The following is a 20,125-nucleotide window of genomic DNA, read 5'->3' as shown; positions in this document are numbered from 1 at the left end:
GGCAAACCAGCCTGATTAACCGCTTTAATTACGCTCAAAGAGCGCCATAGACTCCAGATGCCCGGTGTGGGGGAACATGTCGAGCATCGCCAGCTGCCTGATTTGGTAACCGGCTGCCAGTAACGCAGCGCTATCACGCGCGAGCGTGGTGGGGTTGCAGGAAACGTACACCACCCGGCTAGGCGCCAGCTTAATAATATGCTGCATTACGCCCGGCGCACCGGCACGGGCCGGGTCGAGCAATATTTTAGTAAAACCCTGCGCGGCCCACGGCTGACGCGTAACGTCATCCTCCAGGTTTTCGTGGAAGAATGTGACATTTTTCAGCGAATTACGCTGAGCATTATATTCACCTTTCTCCACCAGCGCAGCAACGCCTTCAACGCCCACGACCGCGGCGGCTCGTTTTGCCAACGGCAGGGTAAAATTCCCCATTCCGCAGAACAAATCCAGCACCCTGTCGCCGGGCTGAACATCCAGCCATTCAATCGCCCGGGCCACCATCAGCTGGTTAACTTCATCGTTAACCTGAATAAAATCGCGCGGGCTAAAGCATAAGCGTAGCCCGTCTGAGTCATACCAGGGCTGCTCATCCGTCAGCGGCTCCAGCGTGTCGCTGTCCGGGGCGAGGTAGAGCGCAACGCCAAGGGAATGCGAGAACTGTTCCAGTTTTTGTCGGTCACCGGCGCTGAGCGGCGCTAAATGACGCAGCACCATCAGCGGCCCGTTATCCGCCAGTACCAGCTCGACATGGCCTAACCGCTTCACAATACTTAATTCAGACAAGCAAAGACGTAAAGGTTCAAGTAATGCTTCAAGTGGGGGCGCCAGAACGGGGCAGTGGTGAACGTCAACCAGCTCTTTGTCGCTCGCCTTACGAAAACCCATCTGTAAGGTCTGTGTGCGAAGATGATAATTCAACCCCAGCCGGGCACGACGGCGATATCCCCACGGGCTGGCGGAAATCACTTCGTCCACCGGGCGAGGCAGGTCACGTTCGCCCATCATGCGGCCAAGCGCTTTGGATTTTGCTTCCTGCTGTAGGGCGATACTCGCGTGCTGCTGCTGGCAGCCACCGCATACGCCAAAATGCGGGCAGCGCGGCTTAACGCGATCGGGGCTATCGCTCAGGCGGCGCTTTACCTCGGCCTGAGCGTAGCTACGCTTGTCTTCAGTTATCCGGACTTCAACCTGCTCGCCGGGTAAGGCCGCGCGGATAAACAGCGTCTTGCCTTTATGGCGAGCGACGCCCTGCCCAAACGGGTCGAGGTCGTTAACGGTCACGGTTAATAATTCACGATTCGTATCGCGTCGCTTTGCAGAGTAGAATTGCGCCATGATGTAAGTAGATGTGTTCTCAAATGTCACTGTTGCTTTTATTGTCCCATATCGGAACCCCATGACCAACTACAGCCTGCGCGCACGCATGATGATCCTGATTCTGGCCCCGACGCTTCTGGTCGGCCTGCTGCTCAGCATCTTTTTCGTTGTCCACCGTTACAATGACTTGCAGCGTCAGCTGGAGGATGCGGGCGCCAGTATTATCGAGCCGCTGGCGGTTTCCAGCGAGTACGGCATGAACTTTCACAGCCGGGAATCCATTCGCCAGCTGGTCAGCGTGCTGCATCGCCGCCATTCGGATATCGTGCGCGGTATATCGATTTACGATGACAGCAACAAGCTATTCGTCACCTCAAACTTTCAGCTTAATGCTTCCCGGCTGAAACTACCCGATGGCGAGAAGCCTCCAACCGATCTCACCGTCAGCAGGATAGGCGACTTGATGATCCTGCGTATGCCGATTGTTTCCGAGCGCTATTCGCCCGACGAGTCCGCAGAAGCGAACAGCAAGCTGACCGGCAGCACGCTAGGCTACGTTGCAATGGAGCTCGATCTCAAATCGGTCAGGTTGCAGCAGTACAGGGAAATATTTATTTCGACCCTGATGATGCTGTTCTGCATCGGCATCGCCATGCTGTTTGCCTATCGCCTGATGCGCGACGTAACGGGCCCTATCCGCAACATGGTCAACACCGTCGACCGCATTCGCCGCGGGCAGTTGGATAGCCGCGTTGAAGGCTTTATGCTGGGCGAGCTGGATATGCTGAAAAACGGCATCAACTCGATGGCGATGTCGCTAACCGCTTATCACGAAGAGATGCAGCACAACGTTGACCAGGCAACATCCGACCTGCGCGAAACGCTGGAGCAAATGGAGATTCAGAACGTGGAGCTGGATCTGGCCAAAAAGCGGGCCCAGGAAGCGGCGCGTATTAAATCAGAGTTCCTGGCGAATATGTCCCACGAGCTACGCACCCCGCTTAACGGCGTCATTGGCTTTACCCGCCTGACGCTGAAAACCGACCTTAACCCAACCCAGCGCGACCATCTGTACACCATTGAACGCTCCGCCAACAATCTGCTGACCATCATCAACGACGTGCTGGACTTCTCCAAACTCGAAGCGGGCAAGCTGATTCTGGAGTCGATTCCATTCCCGCTGCGCAATACGCTGGACGAAGTGGTCACGCTGCTGGCCCATTCCGCCCACGACAAAGGGCTGGAGCTAACGCTAAATATCAAGAACGACGTGCCGGATAACGTTATTGGCGACCCGCTGCGTCTCCAGCAGGTGGTCACCAACCTGGTGGGCAACGCGATTAAATTTACCGAAACCGGCAATATCGATCTGCTGGTGGAAAAACGCGCCGAAGGGAACAATAAAGTTCAGATTGAGATGCAAATCCACGATACCGGCATCGGCATTCCTGAGCAGGAGCAGTCGCGGCTGTTCCAGGCTTTCCGCCAGGCGGATGCCAGCATTTCGCGGCGCCACGGCGGCACCGGCCTGGGGCTGGTCATCACCCAGAAGCTGGTTAATGAGATGGGCGGGGACATTTCCTTCCACAGCAAACCCAACCGCGGCTCAACCTTCTGGTTCCATATCAGCCTCGACCTGAATCCTAACGCGGTTAACGACAGGCAGGCGCTGGGCAAACTGGCCGGCAAGCGGCTTGGCTACGTTGAGCCGAACGTCACCGCCGCCCAGAGCACCATGAGCCTGCTGCAAAACACGCCGCTGAGCGTTATCCACAGCCCTTCCCTGTCCGGGCTGCCGGACGAGCACTTCGATATTCTTCTGTGCGGTATACCGGTTACCTTTACCGAAACCCTGACCCTTGAAAACCCAAAACTGGCAAAAGCGGTGACCATGGCCGACTGCCTGATACTGGCGCTGCCTTGCCATACTCAGGTCGGTGCGGAAGAGCTAAAACGCCAGGGCGTAGCGGGCTGCCTGCTGAAGCCAATCACCTCTACCCGCCTGTTCCCGATGCTGCTTGAGAATTGCCACAACGCAAACCTTGAGCTGCCGTTCGCAGAACAAAGCGACAAATTGCCGATGGCCGTGATGGCGGTGGACGATAACCCGGCCAACCTGAAACTTATCGGCGCTTTGCTCGAAGACCACGTTCAGCAGGTGGTGCTGTGCGAAAGCGGCTCGCAGGCGCTGGAGCGTGCCAGGCAGATGAACATCGATATTATTTTGATGGATATTCAAATGCCTGAAATCGACGGCATCCGCGCCTGCGAGCTGATTCGCCAACTGCCTCACCACCAGCAAACGCCGGTGATTGCTGTTACCGCCCACGCGATGGCCGGGCAGAAAGAGAAGCTGCTGAGCGCCGGAATGAACGATTACCTTGCCAAGCCGATTGAAGAAGAAAAACTGCATAACCTGCTGATGCGCTACCATCCCGGTAATATCGGCCATCCGCCATTACCGTCAGAAGAAAACGCGCCACCGGCTATCAACATCAACCAAACGCTTGACTGGAACCTGGCGCTGCATCAGGCCGCCGGTAAGGCCGACCTGGCTCGCGAGATGCTGGAAATGCTGCTGGAGTTCCTGCCCGAAGTGCGAAACATCGTTGAAGAGCAGTTGGTTGGCGATAAGCCGGAAGGCCTGGTCGAGATAGTCCATAAGCTGCACGGAAGCTGTAGCTATAGCGGCGTTCCACGCATGAAAAAACTGTGCCAGACGTTAGAGCACGGCCTGCGTAGCGGTATGGCTCCGGGAGACCTGGAGCCTGAGATGCTTGAATTGCTGGACGAAATGGATAACGTGGTGCGCGAAGCAAAAAAATACCTCAGCGCGGCGGCGCTTTAGCTTTTGGTCATGCCGCGCCACATCACGTCAAACCCGGCAGACTTATACTCTTCTCTGCGCGCGGGTTCGCGACCGGCAAATTCCATCGTGGTTTCGGCCAGCGCAAAGAAAATGGCATCGGCAAAGGCGGTTTCGATACCGGTGAGCGCCTCGTTGGTTACGCACTCTTTGGAGAGCTGGCGCAAATCGGGATAAGCCTGGTAAACCTGCTCCAGCGTTTCGGGGGTAATTTTCCCTGAAACCGCCAGCTGCCGCATCGCCTTACGGGCCGCTACGTTGACCAGCCCCCAGTCGATATAGTTGCTCCACACGGTTCTGGAGCGTTCCTTATTCGGCGCATCCCGGTCGTAAGTCTTCATCAGCTCGCCGCCCAAATCCTGCTTATGGTGGAGATAAACCGCATTCAGCAACTCGTCTTTAGTAGGGAAATAGCGAAACAGGGTCCCCTCGGCAACGCCCGCCTTTCTGGCAATCAATGACGTTGCGGCTCCCAGCCCCAGCTCTGCTATCGCATCGGTAGCAGCATCGAGTAATGCTAAACGTTTATCTTCACTTTTTGGACGAGCCACAATTCCTCACAGGTAAGTTAACTAAATGAATGGATCCGGCCGCTACAAAAACCGGGGTCGATACTGTTTATCATACCGTAAATTTTATTGACGGTTGATCTTACCTGCCTATAATGAGTGTTTACTCACTCAATAGCAATATTATCCCTACGCTTCCTGAGAGAATCCCTATGGCTGCCGCGCATTCTGGCAAGCGTTCGTTAACCCTGAAATTCATGGTCGTGATTATGTTATTAGGCCTTACCGCCACCAGTGCCGCGCTGTTCCCGATGACTGAATTTGGCAAATTGCCTCAGGGCAGCCGTCTCGAACGCATCCAGCAATCGCCGCAGTACCGCGACGGCAAATTCCACAACCAGAGCGAAACGCCAATGATGACCGACAAACGCGGTCGCGTGGCGGCGCTGTGGGATTTCTTCTTCGCCCGCCCGGATACGGTAAAGCCTGACAGCCCGCTTCCGCTGGTAAAAACCGACCTTGCGGCGCTGGATAAGCAGCAGGATGTTGTGGTCTGGCTGGGCCATTCTTCCTGGTTTATTCAGCTTGGCGGGAAACGCATTCTTATCGACCCGGTGTTCAGCCATTACGCTGCCCCTTTCGCCTTTTTGAACAAAGCCTTCGTCGGCGATTACCCGTGGCGGGCGGAAGACATGCCGGAGATCGATGTCGTTATCATCTCTCACGATCACTGGGATCATCTTGATTACCCGACCCTGCGGGCGTTGAAGTCAAAAATAAAACAGATAGTGACCCCGCTCGGCGTCGGTGCTCATCTCGAAGCCTGGGGTTTTTCTCCTGCGCTTATCCACGAGCTGGACTGGCAGGAAAAGACGGTCATCGACGGTGAGCTGACGGTTCACGCCCTGCCCGCTCGCCACTTCTCGGGGCGGGGTTTAACCGGCAATAAAACCCTGTGGGCAAGCTTTATGCTGGTCTCGCCGCAGCGAAAAGTTTACTACAGCGGCGATACCGGGTACGGCCCGCACTTCAGGCAGATAGGCGAGCAGTTCAGCGATATCGATCTCGCCATCATGGAAAACGGCCAGTACGACGAAGGCTGGAAATATATTCACATGATGCCCGAAGAGGCCGCTCAGGCAACCGAAGAGCTGGGAGCGAAAACCATGGTGCCGGGGCATGCGGGGCGTTTTGCCCTGGCCAACCACAGCTGGGATGAGCCTTTCCGCCGTATCGCTGCCGCCAGCGTCGGGCGCGGTTACGCCCTGCTGACCCCGGAAATGGGTCAGATAGTTGAAGTCAGCAAACAGAGCCAGGTCTTCGACTCCTGGTGGGAATAGAGCAACTCAATAATCGAAAAAGATGTAGAAGGAGGTGATATGTCCATGCCTAAAGATTTTATGGAATCTCTGCTTGAATGGGTCGACGGCAATATGCAGCGCCCGCTGCGTATTGAAGAAGTCGCAAGGCAGTCCGGATACTCAAAGTGGTACTTACAGCGGATGTTCTCTGACTGGGCGGGAAAAAGCCTCGGGGCCTACATTCGCGAACGCAAATTGCAGTTAGCGGCCGACGATCTGAAAAATACCTCGGATAAGATCCTCGATATTTCTGTGCGTTACGGGTTCGATTCGCAGCAGTCTTTTACCCGCACCTTCGGAAAACGTTTCAACACTTCGCCGGGTGCCTACCGCCGCGATAACGAGCAACCGCTAAACTGAGCCCCATGCGGGGCGGGTAAGCCTGATGTTACCCGCCCGGGCAGGCCTCAGCTAAGTAGCGTCGCCCAGTGCTCGACCCACGGGCCGGAAACCACTTCAGGCTCCGGGTGATCGTTAGCATCAATCGTCAGTACGCTGTCGATTCGGGTTGCCCCCTGCTCCTGCAGCAAAGCATCAAACTGCTTACCGCCGCCGCAGAAATGGTCATAATTGCTGTCGCCGAGCGCTATCAGCCCGTAACGCAGCTCGGGCTGGTAACCGACCCGATCTTTAATCGCCTGAAACAGCGGCACGATACTGTCCGGCAAATCTCCCTGCCCGGTCGTTGACGTCACAACCAGCGCATAATGGTTGCGATAGTATTGCCAGTCCGCCAGTTCCGGGTCTTCAAACACTTTTGCCTGATGGCCGTGCTTTTTAAGAATGGTTTCGGCCTCTTCCGCCACTAACAGCGCGTTGCCATACATAGTGCCTACAAAAATACCTACTTCGGCCATCGGTAACTCCTTAAGAATTAGAGACAAGGCTTATCCTGGCAACTCGCCGGATCAAACTCAATATTTTCAACATCCGGTAGCTGGCCGCGCCAGCCGAACTCCGTCAGCATATGCATCCATGTATCATCCAGCCCCGCTTTTAACGTCAGCGGCTCCCCGGTCACCGGATGATTGAGCGAAAGCTGGCTGGCGTGCAGCATTAATCGCTGGCAGCCAAAATGTTCCGCTGCACCCCGGTTCTGACGCAAATCACCGTGTTTGGAATCGCCAATTATCGGATGACGAAGATGGGAAAGATGGCGGCGTAGCTGGTGCTTGCGGCCCGTTTCCGGCTCAAGCTCCACCAGACTGTAGCGCGCCGTCGGGTAGCGCCCCACAGCAACCGGCATTTCTACCGTCGCCATCCCGCGATAATGGGTTACCGCAGGCTGCGGCCCTTTATCCTGGTCGCTAAATTTATCGGCAATTTTATCCAGCTCTTCGACCAGCGGATAATCAAGCACCGCTTCATCCTGAAGCCAGCCGCGAACCACGGCATGGTAGCGTTTCTGGATCTGATGCTGCTCAAATTGCTGTGAAAGCAGGCGGCCTACTTCGCTGGAAAGCCCCATCAGCAGCACGCCGGAAGTTGGCCTGTCGAGACGGTGAACGGTAAAGACATGCTGACCAATCTGGTCACGCACGGTTTGCATCACCACAACTTTTTCATGCCTGTCCAGCCAGCTGCGATGTACCAGCCAGCCGGAGGGTTTATTCACCGCAACCAGCCATTCATCCTGGTAAATAATCTCCAGCATCAGGCCTCGCCCGTCTCAAATAACGCGTCCAGCTCAAGCAGCGCTGCAAGCAGCGGTTCGCGCACGGCATGCGTCGCATCCAGCGCCATTTCATAGTAGGGCGCGACGGCAAAGGCATCCGGCAGCGGATGGTTGCTCTCCAGCAGGGCATGCATACGCGGGATAAGCACCCATTGCAGCCACTCATGAGGTTGCAGCGTGTCCATGCAGAAAGGCTGCGTGCTTTCAAATGCCGCCGCGTCGGGCGGCAGGCCCTGCCAGAGGGAGTGATCGCGCAGGATCTGCTCAATGGTGAGTAAATGATGGCGAACCAAAGTCTGGCGCTCCATGAAAACCTCATGCTTGTGTGAAAAAGGGCGGAACAGAATAACACTTCTTGCCGGTGCGGGAAAAAGGCATAAAAAAAGGGAGCACTGTTTACACAGTGCTCCCGGTTCGTTTCGCAGCCAATCCAGCTACTTTTAGTGCTCCCTGCTCGTCCGTGACAACTTTGTCCTACGGTCTCCTGACCCACAATCCGTCGCCAACGCATCCTGCTACCGTCATCCTGATGGTGTCCTGCATCACCCTGACGCTAAATCCTTAAGTCTTCCTGACCCACCGAACTCCTGTTGCGGCTCTCATTCTCCATCCTGGAGGTGTCCTTTAACTCTTCCTGAGTTATCCTCGCTTCATCTGTGAAGCCTTTCCTGAACGCCTTCCCGGCGGGTTCCTCTTCATCATGAAGTGACATCATCCTGATATCTCCTTCAATCCGTCGACGTCCTGTCGATGACAATAGAATCCTCTATTTGGCCGCCTGTGACAAGGTATGTAGCGAACCGGCGGGCAAAAACTTTCATTCGGAACCTTCCGAATAAAATAATAACTAATTGTTTAATAAAGATATAAAACCATAACCGTTGATTTAGTCTGCCGCTAAATGTAGCGATCTCTCACAGGTCTTGTAAGAGATCTCTCACAAAGGTGCGAGTAAAATGGCTAAATAACCTGAGGTGTTAAGGCGTCAAGAAATGCGGGAAGGGAAGCAGAAAGCACGTTGCGTTGAGAGGTGCCGATTCTTTCAAGCACCACCTCACCTGTCAAGTTACACAGCGAAACCACTTCCATTTCGTCTTCGGTGGTCGCCAGGAACAACGTAGGCGAGAGTTTCAGGCGTTTTTGGGTCACCAGATGGCCTATCAGATTCTCCTGCACGCGAAGAAAATCGTCCTCGCTCCAGGCCTGCAATAGCGTCAATGCCGTAGTCCCGCAAACCGCGGGCATATCTCCGGCAAACTGCGTGGTGTAAAACTCATGAATACCGGGCTGCAGGGCAATATCCAGCGCTCGCTCAACGGCGATCAAATCCGCCGTAGGGCTAAAAGGCTGCGGCTGCCAGCGCACATCGCCGCCTGTAGTAGTGACAATACAGGGCGACGGAATACCGTATAGCGCTTCGCTGGCGGGCCAGCTACCCGTTTCTTGCTGCCACAGCTCGCAAAAACGGCGGGTAAATTCTTCCAGGGCAAGGCTGACTTCGTTCATTAATTTCTCACTCGCGTAGGCTGGGGTACAATAAAAGCTGATTGTACCTTTATCTCGGTGAAACATGTCCTACGAAAATCACCAGGCCCTGAGTGGCCTGACGCTGGGTAAGCCGACCGCTTACCAGGATCAATACCAGCCTTCCCTGCTGCAGGCCGTACCGCGCAGCCTCAACCGCGACCCTCTCAGCCTGCATGCCGACAGCCTGCCGTTCACCGGCGGAGACATCTGGACGCTGTATGAGCTTTCCTGGCTGAACAACAACGGTCTGCCGCAGGTTGCCGTCGGCCACGTACAGCTGGACGCCAACAGCGTTAACCTGGTGGAGTCCAAAAGCTTTAAGCTTTACCTCAACAGCTTTAACCAAACCCGTTTTGCCGACTGGGAAACCGTGCAGGAAACCCTGAAGCGCGATTTAAGCGCCTGCGCAGGCGGCGATGTTAGCGTAGTGCTGTTCCGCCTTCATGAACTTGAAGGACAGGAAATTTCAGCCTTTAGTGGAGAATGCATCGACCAGCAGAACATCACCATCGACAGCTATGAATTCGATGCAGATTATCTCGAAGGCGCGGCCAAAGAAGAGGTCGTGGAAGAGACGCTGGTCAGCCACCTGCTGAAATCCAACTGCCTGATAACGCACCAGCCGGACTGGGGTTCGGTACAAATTCGCTATCGCGGCCCGAAAATCGACCGTGAAAAACTGCTGCGCTATCTGGTCTCTTTCCGCCACCATAACGAATTCCACGAGCAATGCGTGGAGCGCATCTTTAACGACCTGCAGCGCTACTGCCAGCCGCAGGCGCTGAGCGTTTACGCCCGCTACACCCGGCGCGGTGGCCTGGACATTAACCCGTGGCGCACCAATACCGATTTCCATCCCGCTTTTGGCCGCCTGGTTCGCCAATAAGTGCGAAATAGCTCCCAGCGACAAAACCGATTACGGTTTACGGGTTGTTAAAGTGAACAAGCCAGGGCTATTGTAATCTGTGAGAACGGCACTTTTCGTTCCGTAAGGAGTTCACTTGATTACACATATTAGCCCGCTTGGCTCAATGGATATGTTGTCGCAGCTGGAAGTCGATATGCTTAAACGCACGGCCAGCAGCGACCTTTATCAACTGTTTCGTAACTGCTCGCTGGCGGTGCTTAATTCCGGCAGCCAGACCGACAGCAGCAAAGAGCTGCTGTCCCGCTTTCAGAACTTCGATATCAACGTGTTACGCCGTGAACGCGGCGTAAAACTCGAACTTATCAACCCACCGGAAGACGCCTTTGTAGACGGCAGGATCATTCGTGCGCTGCAGGCCAACCTGTTTGCGGTACTGCGCGACATTCTGTTCGTTAACGGTCAAATCACCAATGCTGGCCGTTTCCAGCATCTGAATAAAGAAAACTCCATTCATATCACCAACATGGTGTTTTCCATTTTACGAAATGCCCGTGCGCTACACGTCGGCGAGGCTCCGAACCTGGTTGTTTGCTGGGGCGGCCACTCGATTAACGAAAACGAATACCTCTACGCCCGCCGCGTCGGCACCCAGCTCGGCCTGCGCGAGTTGAATATCTGTACCGGCTGCGGGCCTGGCGTGATGGAAGCGCCGATGAAAGGTGCCGCCGTGGGCCACGCCCAGCAGCGCTATAAAGAAGGCCGCTTTATCGGCCTTACGGAGCCATCAATCATCGCCGCCGAGCCGCCTAACCCGCTGGTTAACGAACTGATTATCATGCCGGACATTGAAAAACGGCTTGAGGCATTCGTGCGTATCGCCCACGGCATCATCATCTTCCCGGGCGGCGTGGGTACGGCAGAAGAGCTGCTTTATCTTCTGGGCATCCTGATGAACCCGCATAACCATGACCAGGTACTGCCGTTAATTCTGACCGGGCCAAAAGAGAGCGCTGATTATTTCCGCGTGCTGGACGAATTTATCGTCAACACGCTGGGCGAAACCGCACGCCGCCATTACAAAATCATCATCGATGACGCTGTAGAAGTGGCGCGGCTGATGAAAAAAGCCATGCCGCAGGTTAAAGAGAACCGCCGCGAAACCGGAGATGCCTACGGGTTTAACTGGTCAATTCGCATTGCGCCGGACCTGCAAATGCCGTTCGAGCCGACCCACGAGAATATGGCTAACCTGCAGCTCTACCCCGATCAGCCGGCAGAAAAACTGGCGGCTTCGCTGCGCCGCGCCTTCTCCGGGATTGTGGCGGGTAACGTCAAAGAGGCCGGGATCCACGCGATAGAAAAATTCGGCCCGTATAAAATTCACGGTGATCCGGAAATGATGCAGCGCATGGACGCTCTGCTACAGGGCTTTGTCGCTCAGCACCGCATGAAGCTTCCGGGCAGCGCCTACATTCCCTGCTACGAAATCGTGCGTTAATCGCAAATGGGCGGCCGCTGGTCGCCCTTCTTTTTTACCCTCGCCCACTCCAGTTAATCGATTGCGTTCACATCTAAACCGCCAAACATCACGCCTACAGATAAATCCTCGTAGAAAAAACCTGTTTTACCCACTTTCTCCAGTGAAAACCGAGTTATTTGGTCGGGTATAATTTATTGCATCATCCGCAAGTGATAGGCTTCACGCCCATAAATTTCACGATGATATACATGAACAGATTGTTATGCGGAATTGTTACGCTAATGACGTAGATTATCGCATTTGGGATCGCGATCACTGATACATAGGCGACATAAATGTATCTTTCCGCCCGCTGATTATTACGGGCCACAACTACTATAAAAACGCCCGTCGCCAGAATTTAGTTTCAGCAGTTATGACCATAACGTCGTTTTAACTGCGAATTTTTCAACATTGCACGAAACATTCCTTTGGAGAAGTTGATGGAAACCACTCAAACCAGCAGTATTGTCTCTGCTGAGAAAAAAGGCGCATGGCGCAAGACCGACACCATGTGGATGCTGGGCCTGTACGGCACAGCGATTGGGGCAGGTGTTCTGTTCCTGCCAATTAACGCCGGTGTAGGTGGTCTGATCCCACTGTTCATCATGGCGATCCTTGCATTCCCGATGACCTTCTTCGCACACCGCGGTATGACCCGCTTCGTGCTGTCCGGTAAAAATCCGGGCGAAGACATCACCGAAGTTGTAGAAGAACACTTCGGCGTCGGCGCGGGTAAACTGATTACCCTGCTGTACTTCTTCGCTATCTACCCAATCCTGCTGGTTTACAGCGTGGCAATCACCAATACCGTAGACAGCTTCATTACCCACCAGCTGGGTATGACGTCTCCGCCGCGTGCCATTCTCTCCCTGATTCTGATTGTCGGCATGATGACCATCGTACGTTTCGGCGAGCAGATGATCGTGAAGGCGATGAGCATCCTGGTATTCCCGTTTGTTGCGGCCCTGATGGTTCTGGCGCTGTACCTGATTCCTAACTGGAGCGGCGCGGCATTTGAAACGCTTTCCTTCAGCGCAACTCCGGCAACCGGCAGCGGCCTGTGGATGACCCTGTGGCTGGCAATTCCAGTAATGGTGTTCTCCTTCAACCACTCCCCGATAATCTCCTCCTTCGCGGTAGCGAAGCGTGAAGAGTACGGCGAAGGCGCAGAGAAAAAATGCTCCAGCATTCTGGCTCGTGCACACATCATGATGGTGCTGACCGTAATGTTCTTCGTATTCAGCTGCGTGCTGAGCCTGTCCCCGGCTGACCTGGCGGCGGCAAAAGCGCAGAACATTTCCATCCTGTCCTACCTGGCTAACCACTTTAACGCACCGGTTATCGCCTGGATGGCGCCAATCATTGCGATGATTGCGATTACTAAATCCTTCCTCGGCCACTATCTGGGCGCTCGTGAAGGCTTCAACGGTATGGTTATCAAGTCTCTGCGCGGCAAAGGCAAGAGCATTGAAATCAACAAACTGAACAAAATCACCGCGCTGTTCATGCTGGTGACCACCTGGGCAGTCGCTACGCTGAACCCAAGCATCCTGGGTATGATTGAAACTCTGGGTGGCCCGGTTATCGCGATGATCCTGTTCCTGATGCCGATGTATGCGATTCAGAAAGTACCGGCTATGCGTAAATACAGCGGCCATATCAGCAACGTATTCGTTGTGATTATGGGCCTGATTGCCATCTCCGCTATCTTCTACTCGCTGTTCAGCTAAGCCTTCTAAAAGCCGCCCTTCGCGGGCGGCTCTCTTCTTTAAGTCTCTTACGCAGGGAAGTCTCATGATTAGCGTATTCGACATTTTCAAAATCGGTATCGGCCCATCCAGCTCTCATACCGTCGGCCCAATGAAGGCCGGTAAACAGTTCTCTGATGACCTGATTGAGCGCGGCATTCTGCACGATATCACCCGCGTGGTGGTTGACGTCTACGGCTCGCTTTCCCTGACGGGTAAAGGGCACCACACCGATATCGCCATTATTATGGGGCTGGCCGGTAATCTGCCGGACACCGTTGATATCGACTCAATCCCACATGTGATTCAGGACGTTAATACCCACGGGCGCCTGATGCTGGCCAACGGTCAGCACGAAGTAGAGTTCCCGGTGGACAGCTGCATGAATTTCCATGCCGATAACCTGGCATTGCATGAAAACGGCATGCGCATTAGCGCCCTGGCCGGTGACAAAGTGCTGTACACCCAAACCTACTACTCCATCGGCGGCGGTTTTATCGTTGATGAAGCGCACTTTGGGCAGCAAAGCGAAAACAGCGTAAGCGTGCCTTATCCGTATAAAAACGCTGCGGATTTACAGCGCCATTGCCGCGAAACCGGCCTGTCGCTCTCCGGCCTGATGATGCTGAACGAACGGGCGCTGCATACTCAGGAAGAGATTGACGCCCACTTTGCCGCCGTTTGGGAAGTCATGCGTAGCGGAATTGAGCGCGGTATTACTACCGAAGGCGTGCTGCCGGGCAAAATGCGCGTACCGCGTCGCGCCGCCGCCCTGCGCCGTATGCTGGTAACCAGCGACAAAAACAGCTCTGACCCGATGGCCGTAGTGGACTGGATCAACATGTTCGCTCTGGCGGTCAACGAAGAGAACGCAGCCGGTGGCCGCGTCGTCACCGCGCCCACCAACGGAGCCTGCGGTATTGTTCCTGCGGTTCTGGCCTACTACGACAAATTTATTCGTCAGGTGAATGCCAACTCCTGCGCCCGCTACTTCCTGGCGGCCGGGGCAATTGGCACGCTGTACAAAATGAACGCCTCAATCTCCGGCGCGGAAGTGGGCTGCCAGGGTGAAGTCGGCGTGGCTTGTTCCATGGCTGCGGCCGGTCTGGCGGAACTGCTGGGCGGAAGCCCTACTCAGGTTTGCATCGCCGCAGAAATCGGCATGGAGCACAACCTGGGGCTGACCTGTGACCCGGTTGCCGGGCAGGTTCAGGTGCCTTGCATCGAACGTAACGCCATTGCTGCGGTAAAAGCGGTGAACGCCGCTCGCATGGCAATGCGCCGTACCAGCGAACCTCGCGTCTGCCTGGATAAAGTTATCGAAACGATGTATGAAACCGGCAAGGACATGAACGCCAAGTATCGCGAAACCTCTCGCGGTGGCCTGGCGCTGAAAATTGTCGCCTGTGACTAAGCAGAAAGGCTCCCATCGGGAGCCTTTCTTTTAGAGTGATGCTTTCAGCCGCTTCACCGCTTCAACCAGCTGTTCATCGGTCGCCGTCGCATAGGAGAAGCGCAGCGTGCGCTTATCGGCACGATCGCTAAAGAAGAATTCCCCGGGAACATAAACCACGCCGTTCTCCAGCGTTTTTTGCAGCCAGGCGGTGGTATCAAACTCGTAGCGGAAAGAGGCCCAGAGGAACATCCCGCCCTGAGGCTGATTAAACGTAATATGCTCGCTCAACTCTTCTTCCAGCAGACGTGAAAGCGTCAGACATTTCTGCCTGTAGGCCTCACGAATCAGCTCAATCTGCGGGTTTAACCTGCCCAGCGTCAGGTAGGCAGCCGTCAGAGACTGGGTAAAGGAGTTGGCGTGAAGGTCGGTAGCCTGCTTGATAATAGCGACCTTTTGCTTCATCCACTCCGGCAGAATAATCCAGCCAACGCGCAGCCCCGGCGCCAGAATTTTAGAGAACGTTGAAGTATAAACTACGTGGTCGGCATAGCCCTGCTCCGTCGCTATCTGAAGCAGCGTTTTTTCGCGGCGGTCGGTAAAGCTGATGGCGCCGTATGGGTCGTCCTCGATTATCACGAAATCATATTCGGCGGCGAGTTTTACCAGCTTCTCGCGGCGCTCTGCGCTCATCGTTGTTCCGCTCGGGTTACCAAAAGTCGGCACCAGATAGACGCCTTTAATGCGCGTAGTTTTCAGCAGCGCTTCCAGCTCATCAACGATCATTCCGTGCTCATCACCACCGACCGACGCAACTTTAGCGCCCGTCAGGCTAAGGATTTGCAGCGTTGCCAGGTACGTTGGGCGCTCAACCACAAATACGTCGCCCTCATCCACCAGGCCGCGCATCAGCAAGTCCAGCGCCTGCTGCGATCCGGAGGTAATCAGTAATTGGTCGCTACGGGTCGTTATCCCGCGCTCCCGGCAAAGCTCAACCAGTTGCTCACGCAGCTCGCTATTGCCCTCGGTCAGCCCATACTGGAAGGCCTCATTGAAGTTCTCTTCCAGCGCTTTGCGGGTTGCCAGTTCCAGCCCTTCTCTGTCGAAAAGGTCGCTGGAAGGAATGCCGCCGGCCAGCGAAATCACGCCCGGCATTTTGCTGTGTTTAAGGAGTTCACGAATGGCCGAAGGTTGCAGGTTTTGAATACGTTGCGCGAGGTGTTTAGTGTTACTCATATGATGTTCTCTATTTTTTTATTCGCCAGAAATATACATAGCCCCCTAACGACTACGCAATGTCTTTCCATCTTTAGTTAATAAGATTTCTGCGAGAAAGATTCCTGATTTCTGCGATGAGAATAGCTCATGATGGCGGGAAGTGTTAGGCTAAGACAATCCTTGTTAAAGGTAAATTTCTTATGTCTATTCATTTACTTATCGTCGATGCGTTAAACCTGATCCGCCGCATACATGCGGTACAAGGCTCTCCCTGCGTTGAAACCTGCCTGCACGCCCTCGAACAATTAATTAACCACAGCCAGCCAACGCACGCGGTAGCGGTGTTCGACGACGAAGAACGTCGGGACGGCTGGCGTCATCAGGTATTGCCGGACTACAAAGCCGGGCGCTCTCCTATGCCGGAAAACCTGCATGCAGAAATGCCCAACCTGCGCGAAGCCTTTACCCGGCGCGGCGTACAGTGCTGGCACTCAAAAGGAAACGAAGCTGACGACCTGGCCGCAACGCTGGCGGTCAAAGTCGCTTCCGGCGGCCACCGGGCAACCATCGTCTCCACGGATAAAGGCTACTGTCAGCTACTGGCTCCGACTTTGCAAATCCGCGACTACTTCCAGAAACGCTGGCTTGACGCCCCTTTTATTGAGCATGAATACGGCGTGCAGCCCGGCCAGCTGGGTGATTTCTGGGGCCTGGCGGGCATCAGCAGCAGTAAAATTCCCGGCGTGCCCGGCATCGGTCCTAAAAGCGCGACGCAGCTCATCAATACGTTCTCCACTCTGGAAGAGATTTATCAGCGGCTTGATGAAGTCCCGGAAAAATGGCGTAAAAAGCTTGAGCAGCACAAAGAGAGCGCGTTCGTCAGCCGCCAGGTTGCAAGGCTACAAACGGATTTACAGCTGGAGGGTAATTTACAGCAGCTAAGGCTGGCGGGGAGTTGACCCTCACCCGGCAAGGGTGAGGGAAAGTGTCTATCAGCGCTCGTCGCGACGGCCGCCAGTGGCAGCCCACCAGCGGCGGATATGCACGGTAACTTCTTCGCGGTCGTGATAAAGCTGGCGAGCTTTAATCTCGGCGTTAATTCCGTTTTCTTCCAGCTTCTCGCGGATCTGCGCCAGGTTCTGGGAGACTTCCTCATAGCGCTTTTTCATCGGCAGCTTGAGGTTAAAAATAGTCTCACGGCACCAGCCGTTCACCAGCCAGGTCGCCATCAGGCTGGCGACTTTTGCTGGTTTTTCAACCATATCGCAAACCATCCACGAAATATTGGCACGCGTCGGGCGGTATTTAAAACCATCCTCGCGCAGCCAGGTTACCTGCCCGGTATCCATCAGGCTTTGTGCCATCGGGCCGTTATCAACGGAAGAAACCCACATGTTGCGCTTCACCAGCTGATAGGTCCAGCCACCGGGGCAAGCGCCCAAATCAACCGCATACATGCCGTTTGCCAGACGTTCATCCCACTCGTCCGCGGGGATAAAGACGTGAAACGCCTCTTCCAGCTTCAGCGTTGAGCGGCTCGGCGCGTCGGACGGGAACTTAAGGCGCGGAATGCCCATATAGAACGGCGAATTGTTGGTGGTGTACGAATACCCGGTATAGCAGCAGCCTGGGGCGATAAAGAATACGTGTACCACCGGGCGTTTTGGCGTCTCGTAGTTAGTCAGCACCCCGGCTTCACGCAGGCTGGAACGCAGCGGCACGGTGAACTTGCGGCAGAACTTCATCAGCTCTTTGCTTTCGTTAGTGTCCGCCACCTCAACGCGCAGGTCACCGCCTTTCTCAACCACGCCCTGTAACATGCCGACAACCGGCGTAATACGGTCTTCCGGCGGCAGATCTTTTAACAGCTCACCGGCAACGATCATCTGGCGGGCAAAAATCAGGTCGCTAAACGGCAGCTCGCGCGCCAGCTTATCCGCCTCTTCCGGCTGATAGCATTCAAATACCACGTAGCCGCTCTGTTCTTTAACACGGGCAAACCCGTAAACGCCGCGCTGCCCGGCTTTGTCGGTGATTTCCGCCGCACACTCTTTCTCAAAACCCTGGCGGCAGTACAAAATAACTTTATTCATGGCTTACGCCCTTACGTTTCAGGCGCACAGCACCAATTAACATCAATATCCAACCGGCAAGGAAGCTTACGCCGCCCACCGGGGTAACAAACGCCCACAGCCGCAGATGCGACAGGGCAAGACAGTAGAGACTGCCGCTAAATAATACGGTCCCGAGCGCCATAAAGACGCTGCTCCAGTAGAACCAGATGCTGATGCGTCTCTGCATCGCCACCGCAAGGCCAAAAATAGCCAGGGTGTGAAATGCCTGATATTCAAGCCCGGTCTGGATCCAGCCCATCTCCACAACGCCCAGAGATTTGCTTAATACATGCGCCCCGAAGGCGCCCAGGGCAACAAAAACAAAGCCGCTGATGGCGGCAAAAATCAGCATGAATCGGCTGGTCATGGTGTAACCCTAAAAGTGAGGCGTGGCCAGGCCACGCGAGGATTGCTTATTGTTCGTAGCGAAAACGGAATTTTTCTTGCTCGCTGGCCGCCTTTGCCAGGATCCACTGTCGAAACGCGGCTATTTTACCCAGTTCTGCCTGACTGTCATGACAAACCAGATAAAAGGCATTTTTACTCACCAGCACATCGTTAAACGGGCAGACCAGGCGGCCGGCCTCTATTTCGGTTTGCGCCATCACGTTGTTAGCCAGCGCAATACCCTGACCGTGAATGGCGGCCTGGAGGACCATCGCGCTGTGGCTGAAAATAGGCCCCTGCTGGACATTAATATGGCTCACCCCAAGCTGGCGGGTATAAGTCTGCCAGTCGCGGCGCGAAGCGTCATGCAATAAAGTGTGCTTAGCTAAATCTTCCGGCGTTTTAATCGGCTTATCGCCAGTGAGCAGCATAGGCGAGCATACCGGCAGCAAATATTCAGCATAAAGCTTTTCAACTCTGAGCCCCGGCCAGTTACCCCGACCATAGAATATCGCCACGTCCACATCGTCCGACAGCTTATCTTCCTGGCGGTCAACCGCCTGGATTCGCACGTCGATTCCCGGATAAGCTGAGTTAAAGCTTGTCAGGCGCGGCACCAGCCAGTGAATCGCAAAGCTTGGCAATAAACTGACCGTCAGCGCGCCTTTTGCGCTACGCGCCTGCAGCTTGCGCGTGGCTTCGGTAAGCTGGGAAAAAATCTCTTTAATATCCTGATAATAGCTTTGCCCCTCTTCCGTCAGCAGCAGCGAACGGTTGCGGCGGCGGAACAGTTTCAGGCCGAGAAAATCCTCCAGAGACTTGATCTGGTGGCTTACAGCGGCCTGAGTGACAAACAGCTCCTCGGCCGCTTTAGTAAAACTCAAGTGACGGGCCGCCGCGTCAAAAACGCGCAGCGCATTCAGAGGTGGTAAACGCTTGGACATGGGTTATTTGGCTTAAGTGTTAATAATGATTAACAAACAGATGCTGTTTGTTTACCTATTAGTTTTTTTTATCTGAGCCATTATAAATTGTCCGTTGAGGATGCACCAGCAAATACCTATAGTGGCGGCACTTCCTGAGTCGGAACGAAAAGTTGTCTGGAATGCGTGTTCTGGAGGGCTTTTGGCTTACGGTTGTGATGTTGTGTTGTTGTGTTTGCAATTGGTCTGACATTTCGGACCACGGTAGCTAAGCTACCCCTTTTCACTTCCTGTACATTTACCCTGTCTGTCCATAGTGATTAATGTAGCACCGCCGAATGCGGTGCTTTTTTTTGCCTGCCGTTTACTTCTTCAGCTCAACCATCTCTTTCACGTCCGAGCGGTTAATCTGCTGCATGTTTCCGTTGGCGTCTTTGTACTTGATCATACCGGTTTCGTCATCGGTCTTCGGCTTACCTTCAGAGACGATGGCACGCCCGTCGTTGGTATGCATGATGTAGTTAGGGCTGGAACAAGCTGCAAGTGCAAAAGTCATCATACAGGCAGAAACAATAGCGGCTGCTTTATTCATAATTCTTCTCCTTGTGCATAGAGTTTAATGCTACTTAAATCTCTTCTACTGACAGTCGTAAACATCAGTCCAACAATAAATAGCATAACCTGCTTTTCCGAT

Annotated in this window: 20 protein-coding genes; 8 read left to right on the top strand and 12 right to left on the bottom strand. The window is 54.5% G+C overall.

The genetic code is table 11. The annotated features are described in order from the left end of the window. Positions 1 to 24 precede the first annotated feature (24 nt). Complete coding sequence (gene rlmD, locus ACG1VR_RS03900; RefSeq protein WP_395491056.1) at positions 25 to 1,338, bottom strand: 23S rRNA (uracil(1939)-C(5))-methyltransferase RlmD; 1,314 nt, start codon at positions 1,336 to 1,338, stop codon at positions 25 to 27. 61 nt (positions 1,339 to 1,399) lie between these two features. Here rlmD and barA point away from each other — a divergent pair, with 61 nt between their 5' ends. Continuing rightward, positions 1,400 to 4,168 carry a two-component sensor histidine kinase BarA gene (barA, locus tag ACG1VR_RS03895; RefSeq protein WP_016538012.1) on the top strand — a complete coding sequence of 923 codons (2,769 nt, stop codon included), beginning with the start codon at positions 1,400 to 1,402 and terminating at the stop codon, positions 4,166 to 4,168. Here barA and ACG1VR_RS03890 read toward each other — a convergent pair. Then, positions 4,165 to 4,737, bottom strand: coding sequence for a TetR/AcrR family transcriptional regulator (locus tag ACG1VR_RS03890; protein WP_395490256.1), 573 nt, complete (start codon positions 4,735 to 4,737; stop codon positions 4,165 to 4,167). The genes barA and ACG1VR_RS03890 overlap by 4 nt on opposite strands. Positions 4,738 to 4,907: 170 nt before the next feature. Here ACG1VR_RS03890 and ACG1VR_RS03885 point away from each other — a divergent pair, with 170 nt between their 5' ends. Together ACG1VR_RS03885 and ACG1VR_RS03880 are read left to right on the top strand one after the other, a co-directional pair. Beyond that, positions 4,908 to 6,035, top strand: coding sequence for an MBL fold metallo-hydrolase (locus ACG1VR_RS03885; RefSeq protein ID WP_395490255.1), 1,128 nt, complete (start codon positions 4,908 to 4,910; stop codon positions 6,033 to 6,035). Between the two features lie 39 nt (positions 6,036 to 6,074). Beyond that, complete coding sequence (locus ACG1VR_RS03880; protein WP_016538015.1) at positions 6,075 to 6,416, top strand: helix-turn-helix domain-containing protein; 342 nt, start codon at positions 6,075 to 6,077, stop codon at positions 6,414 to 6,416. Positions 6,417 to 6,463: 47 nt separating this feature from the next. Here ACG1VR_RS03880 and ACG1VR_RS03875 read toward each other — a convergent pair whose 3' ends face one another. From ACG1VR_RS03875 to syd, 5 genes are all read right to left on the bottom strand, one after another. Beyond that, entirely contained in the window at positions 6,464 to 6,913 is a 450-nt protein-coding gene (locus tag ACG1VR_RS03875) for a flavodoxin (protein ID WP_395490254.1), read from the bottom strand. A gap of 17 nt (positions 6,914 to 6,930) precedes the next feature. After that, positions 6,931 to 7,710 carry a tRNA pseudouridine(65) synthase TruC gene (gene truC, locus ACG1VR_RS03870; RefSeq protein ID WP_016538017.1) on the bottom strand — a complete coding sequence of 260 codons (780 nt, stop codon included), beginning with the start codon at positions 7,708 to 7,710 and terminating at the stop codon, positions 6,931 to 6,933. Then, a complete protein-coding gene (locus ACG1VR_RS03865) occupies positions 7,710 to 8,039 on the bottom strand; it encodes a YqcC family protein (protein ID WP_016538018.1) in 330 nt (109 codons plus the stop codon). The genes truC and ACG1VR_RS03865 overlap by 1 nt, the downstream gene beginning before the upstream one ends. 245 nt (positions 8,040 to 8,284) lie before the next feature. Further along, positions 8,285 to 8,446: a hypothetical protein gene (locus ACG1VR_RS03860; RefSeq protein WP_167344791.1), complete on the bottom strand. Its 162-nt coding sequence runs from the start codon at positions 8,444 to 8,446 to the stop codon at positions 8,285 to 8,287. A gap of 245 nt (positions 8,447 to 8,691) precedes the next feature. Next, on the bottom strand, positions 8,692 to 9,237 hold the full coding sequence (gene syd, locus ACG1VR_RS03855) for a SecY-interacting protein (protein WP_395490253.1): 546 nt from the start codon (positions 9,235 to 9,237) through the stop codon (positions 8,692 to 8,694). Positions 9,238 to 9,301: 64 nt separating this feature from the next. Here syd and queF point away from each other — a divergent pair, with 64 nt between their 5' ends. The 4 genes from queF to ACG1VR_RS03835 all read left to right on the top strand — a co-directional run bounded on the left by queF (position 9,302) and on the right by ACG1VR_RS03835 (position 14,810). Further along, complete coding sequence (queF, locus tag ACG1VR_RS03850; RefSeq protein ID WP_395490252.1) at positions 9,302 to 10,144, top strand: NADPH-dependent 7-cyano-7-deazaguanine reductase QueF; 843 nt, start codon at positions 9,302 to 9,304, stop codon at positions 10,142 to 10,144. A 115-nt stretch (positions 10,145 to 10,259) separates the two neighbouring features. Further along, positions 10,260 to 11,624, top strand: a complete 1,365-nt coding sequence (gene ppnN, locus ACG1VR_RS03845) for a nucleotide 5'-monophosphate nucleosidase PpnN (RefSeq protein WP_039898749.1) — start codon at positions 10,260 to 10,262, stop codon at positions 11,622 to 11,624. A 464-nt stretch (positions 11,625 to 12,088) separates the two neighbouring features. Continuing rightward, the gene (locus ACG1VR_RS03840) at positions 12,089 to 13,378 is read left to right on the top strand and encodes an HAAAP family serine/threonine permease (RefSeq protein WP_016538022.1); all 1,290 of its coding nucleotides are present in this window, start codon (positions 12,089 to 12,091) and stop codon (positions 13,376 to 13,378) included. A 64-nt stretch (positions 13,379 to 13,442) separates the two neighbouring features. Continuing rightward, positions 13,443 to 14,810, top strand: coding sequence for an L-serine ammonia-lyase (locus tag ACG1VR_RS03835; RefSeq protein ID WP_016538023.1), 1,368 nt, complete (start codon positions 13,443 to 13,445; stop codon positions 14,808 to 14,810). Positions 14,811 to 14,840: 30 nt separating this feature from the next. On the opposite strand, the gene ACG1VR_RS03830 is transcribed toward ACG1VR_RS03835, so the two are convergent. After that, positions 14,841 to 16,025 carry a PLP-dependent aminotransferase family protein gene (locus ACG1VR_RS03830; RefSeq protein WP_016538024.1) on the bottom strand — a complete coding sequence of 395 codons (1,185 nt, stop codon included), beginning with the start codon at positions 16,023 to 16,025 and terminating at the stop codon, positions 14,841 to 14,843. A 182-nt stretch (positions 16,026 to 16,207) separates the two neighbouring features. Here ACG1VR_RS03830 and xni point away from each other — a divergent pair, with 182 nt between their 5' ends. Next, the gene (xni, locus tag ACG1VR_RS03825) at positions 16,208 to 16,966 is read left to right on the top strand and encodes a flap endonuclease Xni (protein ID WP_395490251.1); all 759 of its coding nucleotides are present in this window, start codon (positions 16,208 to 16,210) and stop codon (positions 16,964 to 16,966) included. Between the two features lie 33 nt (positions 16,967 to 16,999). Here the strand turns inward: xni and rlmM are convergent, their stop codons facing one another. The 4 genes from rlmM to ACG1VR_RS03805 all read right to left on the bottom strand — a co-directional run bounded on the left by rlmM (position 17,000) and on the right by ACG1VR_RS03805 (position 20,023). Next, positions 17,000 to 18,100: a 23S rRNA (cytidine(2498)-2'-O)-methyltransferase RlmM gene (rlmM, locus tag ACG1VR_RS03820; RefSeq protein WP_016538026.1), complete on the bottom strand. Its 1,101-nt coding sequence runs from the start codon at positions 18,098 to 18,100 to the stop codon at positions 17,000 to 17,002. Then, positions 18,093 to 18,488 carry a DUF423 domain-containing protein gene (locus tag ACG1VR_RS03815; protein ID WP_016538027.1) on the bottom strand — a complete coding sequence of 132 codons (396 nt, stop codon included), beginning with the start codon at positions 18,486 to 18,488 and terminating at the stop codon, positions 18,093 to 18,095. Before ACG1VR_RS03815 ends, rlmM begins: the two co-directional genes overlap by 8 nt. A gap of 46 nt (positions 18,489 to 18,534) precedes the next feature. Then, entirely contained in the window at positions 18,535 to 19,452 is a 918-nt protein-coding gene (gcvA, locus tag ACG1VR_RS03810) for a glycine cleavage system transcriptional regulator GcvA (protein ID WP_016538028.1), read from the bottom strand. Positions 19,453 to 19,795: 343 nt separating this feature from the next. Further along, positions 19,796 to 20,023: a YgdI/YgdR family lipoprotein gene (locus tag ACG1VR_RS03805; RefSeq protein WP_016538029.1), complete on the bottom strand. Its 228-nt coding sequence runs from the start codon at positions 20,021 to 20,023 to the stop codon at positions 19,796 to 19,798. Positions 20,024 to 20,125 lie beyond the last annotated feature (102 nt).

The organism is Cedecea davisae (assembly GCF_044095835.1).
GTDB classification, from domain to species: Bacteria; Pseudomonadota; Gammaproteobacteria; order Enterobacterales; family Enterobacteriaceae; genus Cedecea; species Cedecea davisae.
This window is presented reverse-complemented; position numbering and strand designations above follow the sequence as displayed.

What these genes read in the sequence shown, in the direction of transcription:
- rlmD (WP_395491056.1), bottom strand. Translation starts at nt 1,338, where the DNA reads ATGGCGCAATTCTACTCTGCAAAGCGACGCGATACGAATCGTGAATTA.
- barA (WP_016538012.1), top strand. Translation starts at nt 1,400, where the DNA reads ATGACCAACTACAGCCTGCGCGCACGCATGATGATCCTGATTCTGGCC.
- ACG1VR_RS03885 (WP_395490255.1), top strand. Translation starts at nt 4,908, where the DNA reads ATGGCTGCCGCGCATTCTGGCAAGCGTTCGTTAACCCTGAAATTCATG.
- ACG1VR_RS03880 (WP_016538015.1), top strand. Translation starts at nt 6,075, where the DNA reads ATGTCCATGCCTAAAGATTTTATGGAATCTCTGCTTGAATGGGTCGAC.
- ACG1VR_RS03875 (WP_395490254.1), bottom strand. Translation starts at nt 6,913, where the DNA reads ATGGCCGAAGTAGGTATTTTTGTAGGCACTATGTATGGCAACGCGCTG.
- truC (WP_016538017.1), bottom strand. Translation starts at nt 7,710, where the DNA reads ATGCTGGAGATTATTTACCAGGATGAATGGCTGGTTGCGGTGAATAAA.
- ACG1VR_RS03865 (WP_016538018.1), bottom strand. Translation starts at nt 8,039, where the DNA reads ATGGAGCGCCAGACTTTGGTTCGCCATCATTTACTCACCATTGAGCAG.
- ACG1VR_RS03860 (WP_167344791.1), bottom strand. Translation starts at nt 8,446, where the DNA reads ATGATGTCACTTCATGATGAAGAGGAACCCGCCGGGAAGGCGTTCAGG.
- syd (WP_395490253.1), bottom strand. Translation starts at nt 9,237, where the DNA reads ATGAACGAAGTCAGCCTTGCCCTGGAAGAATTTACCCGCCGTTTTTGC.
- queF (WP_395490252.1), top strand. Translation starts at nt 9,302, where the DNA reads ATGTCCTACGAAAATCACCAGGCCCTGAGTGGCCTGACGCTGGGTAAG.
- ACG1VR_RS03840 (WP_016538022.1), top strand. Translation starts at nt 12,089, where the DNA reads ATGGAAACCACTCAAACCAGCAGTATTGTCTCTGCTGAGAAAAAAGGC.
- ACG1VR_RS03835 (WP_016538023.1), top strand. Translation starts at nt 13,443, where the DNA reads ATGATTAGCGTATTCGACATTTTCAAAATCGGTATCGGCCCATCCAGC.
- ACG1VR_RS03830 (WP_016538024.1), bottom strand. Translation starts at nt 16,025, where the DNA reads ATGAGTAACACTAAACACCTCGCGCAACGTATTCAAAACCTGCAACCT.
- xni (WP_395490251.1), top strand. Translation starts at nt 16,208, where the DNA reads ATGTCTATTCATTTACTTATCGTCGATGCGTTAAACCTGATCCGCCGC.
- rlmM (WP_016538026.1), bottom strand. Translation starts at nt 18,100, where the DNA reads ATGAATAAAGTTATTTTGTACTGCCGCCAGGGTTTTGAGAAAGAGTGT.
- ACG1VR_RS03815 (WP_016538027.1), bottom strand. Translation starts at nt 18,488, where the DNA reads ATGACCAGCCGATTCATGCTGATTTTTGCCGCCATCAGCGGCTTTGTT.
- gcvA (WP_016538028.1), bottom strand. Translation starts at nt 19,452, where the DNA reads ATGTCCAAGCGTTTACCACCTCTGAATGCGCTGCGCGTTTTTGACGCG.
- ACG1VR_RS03805 (WP_016538029.1), bottom strand. Translation starts at nt 20,023, where the DNA reads ATGAATAAAGCAGCCGCTATTGTTTCTGCCTGTATGATGACTTTTGCA.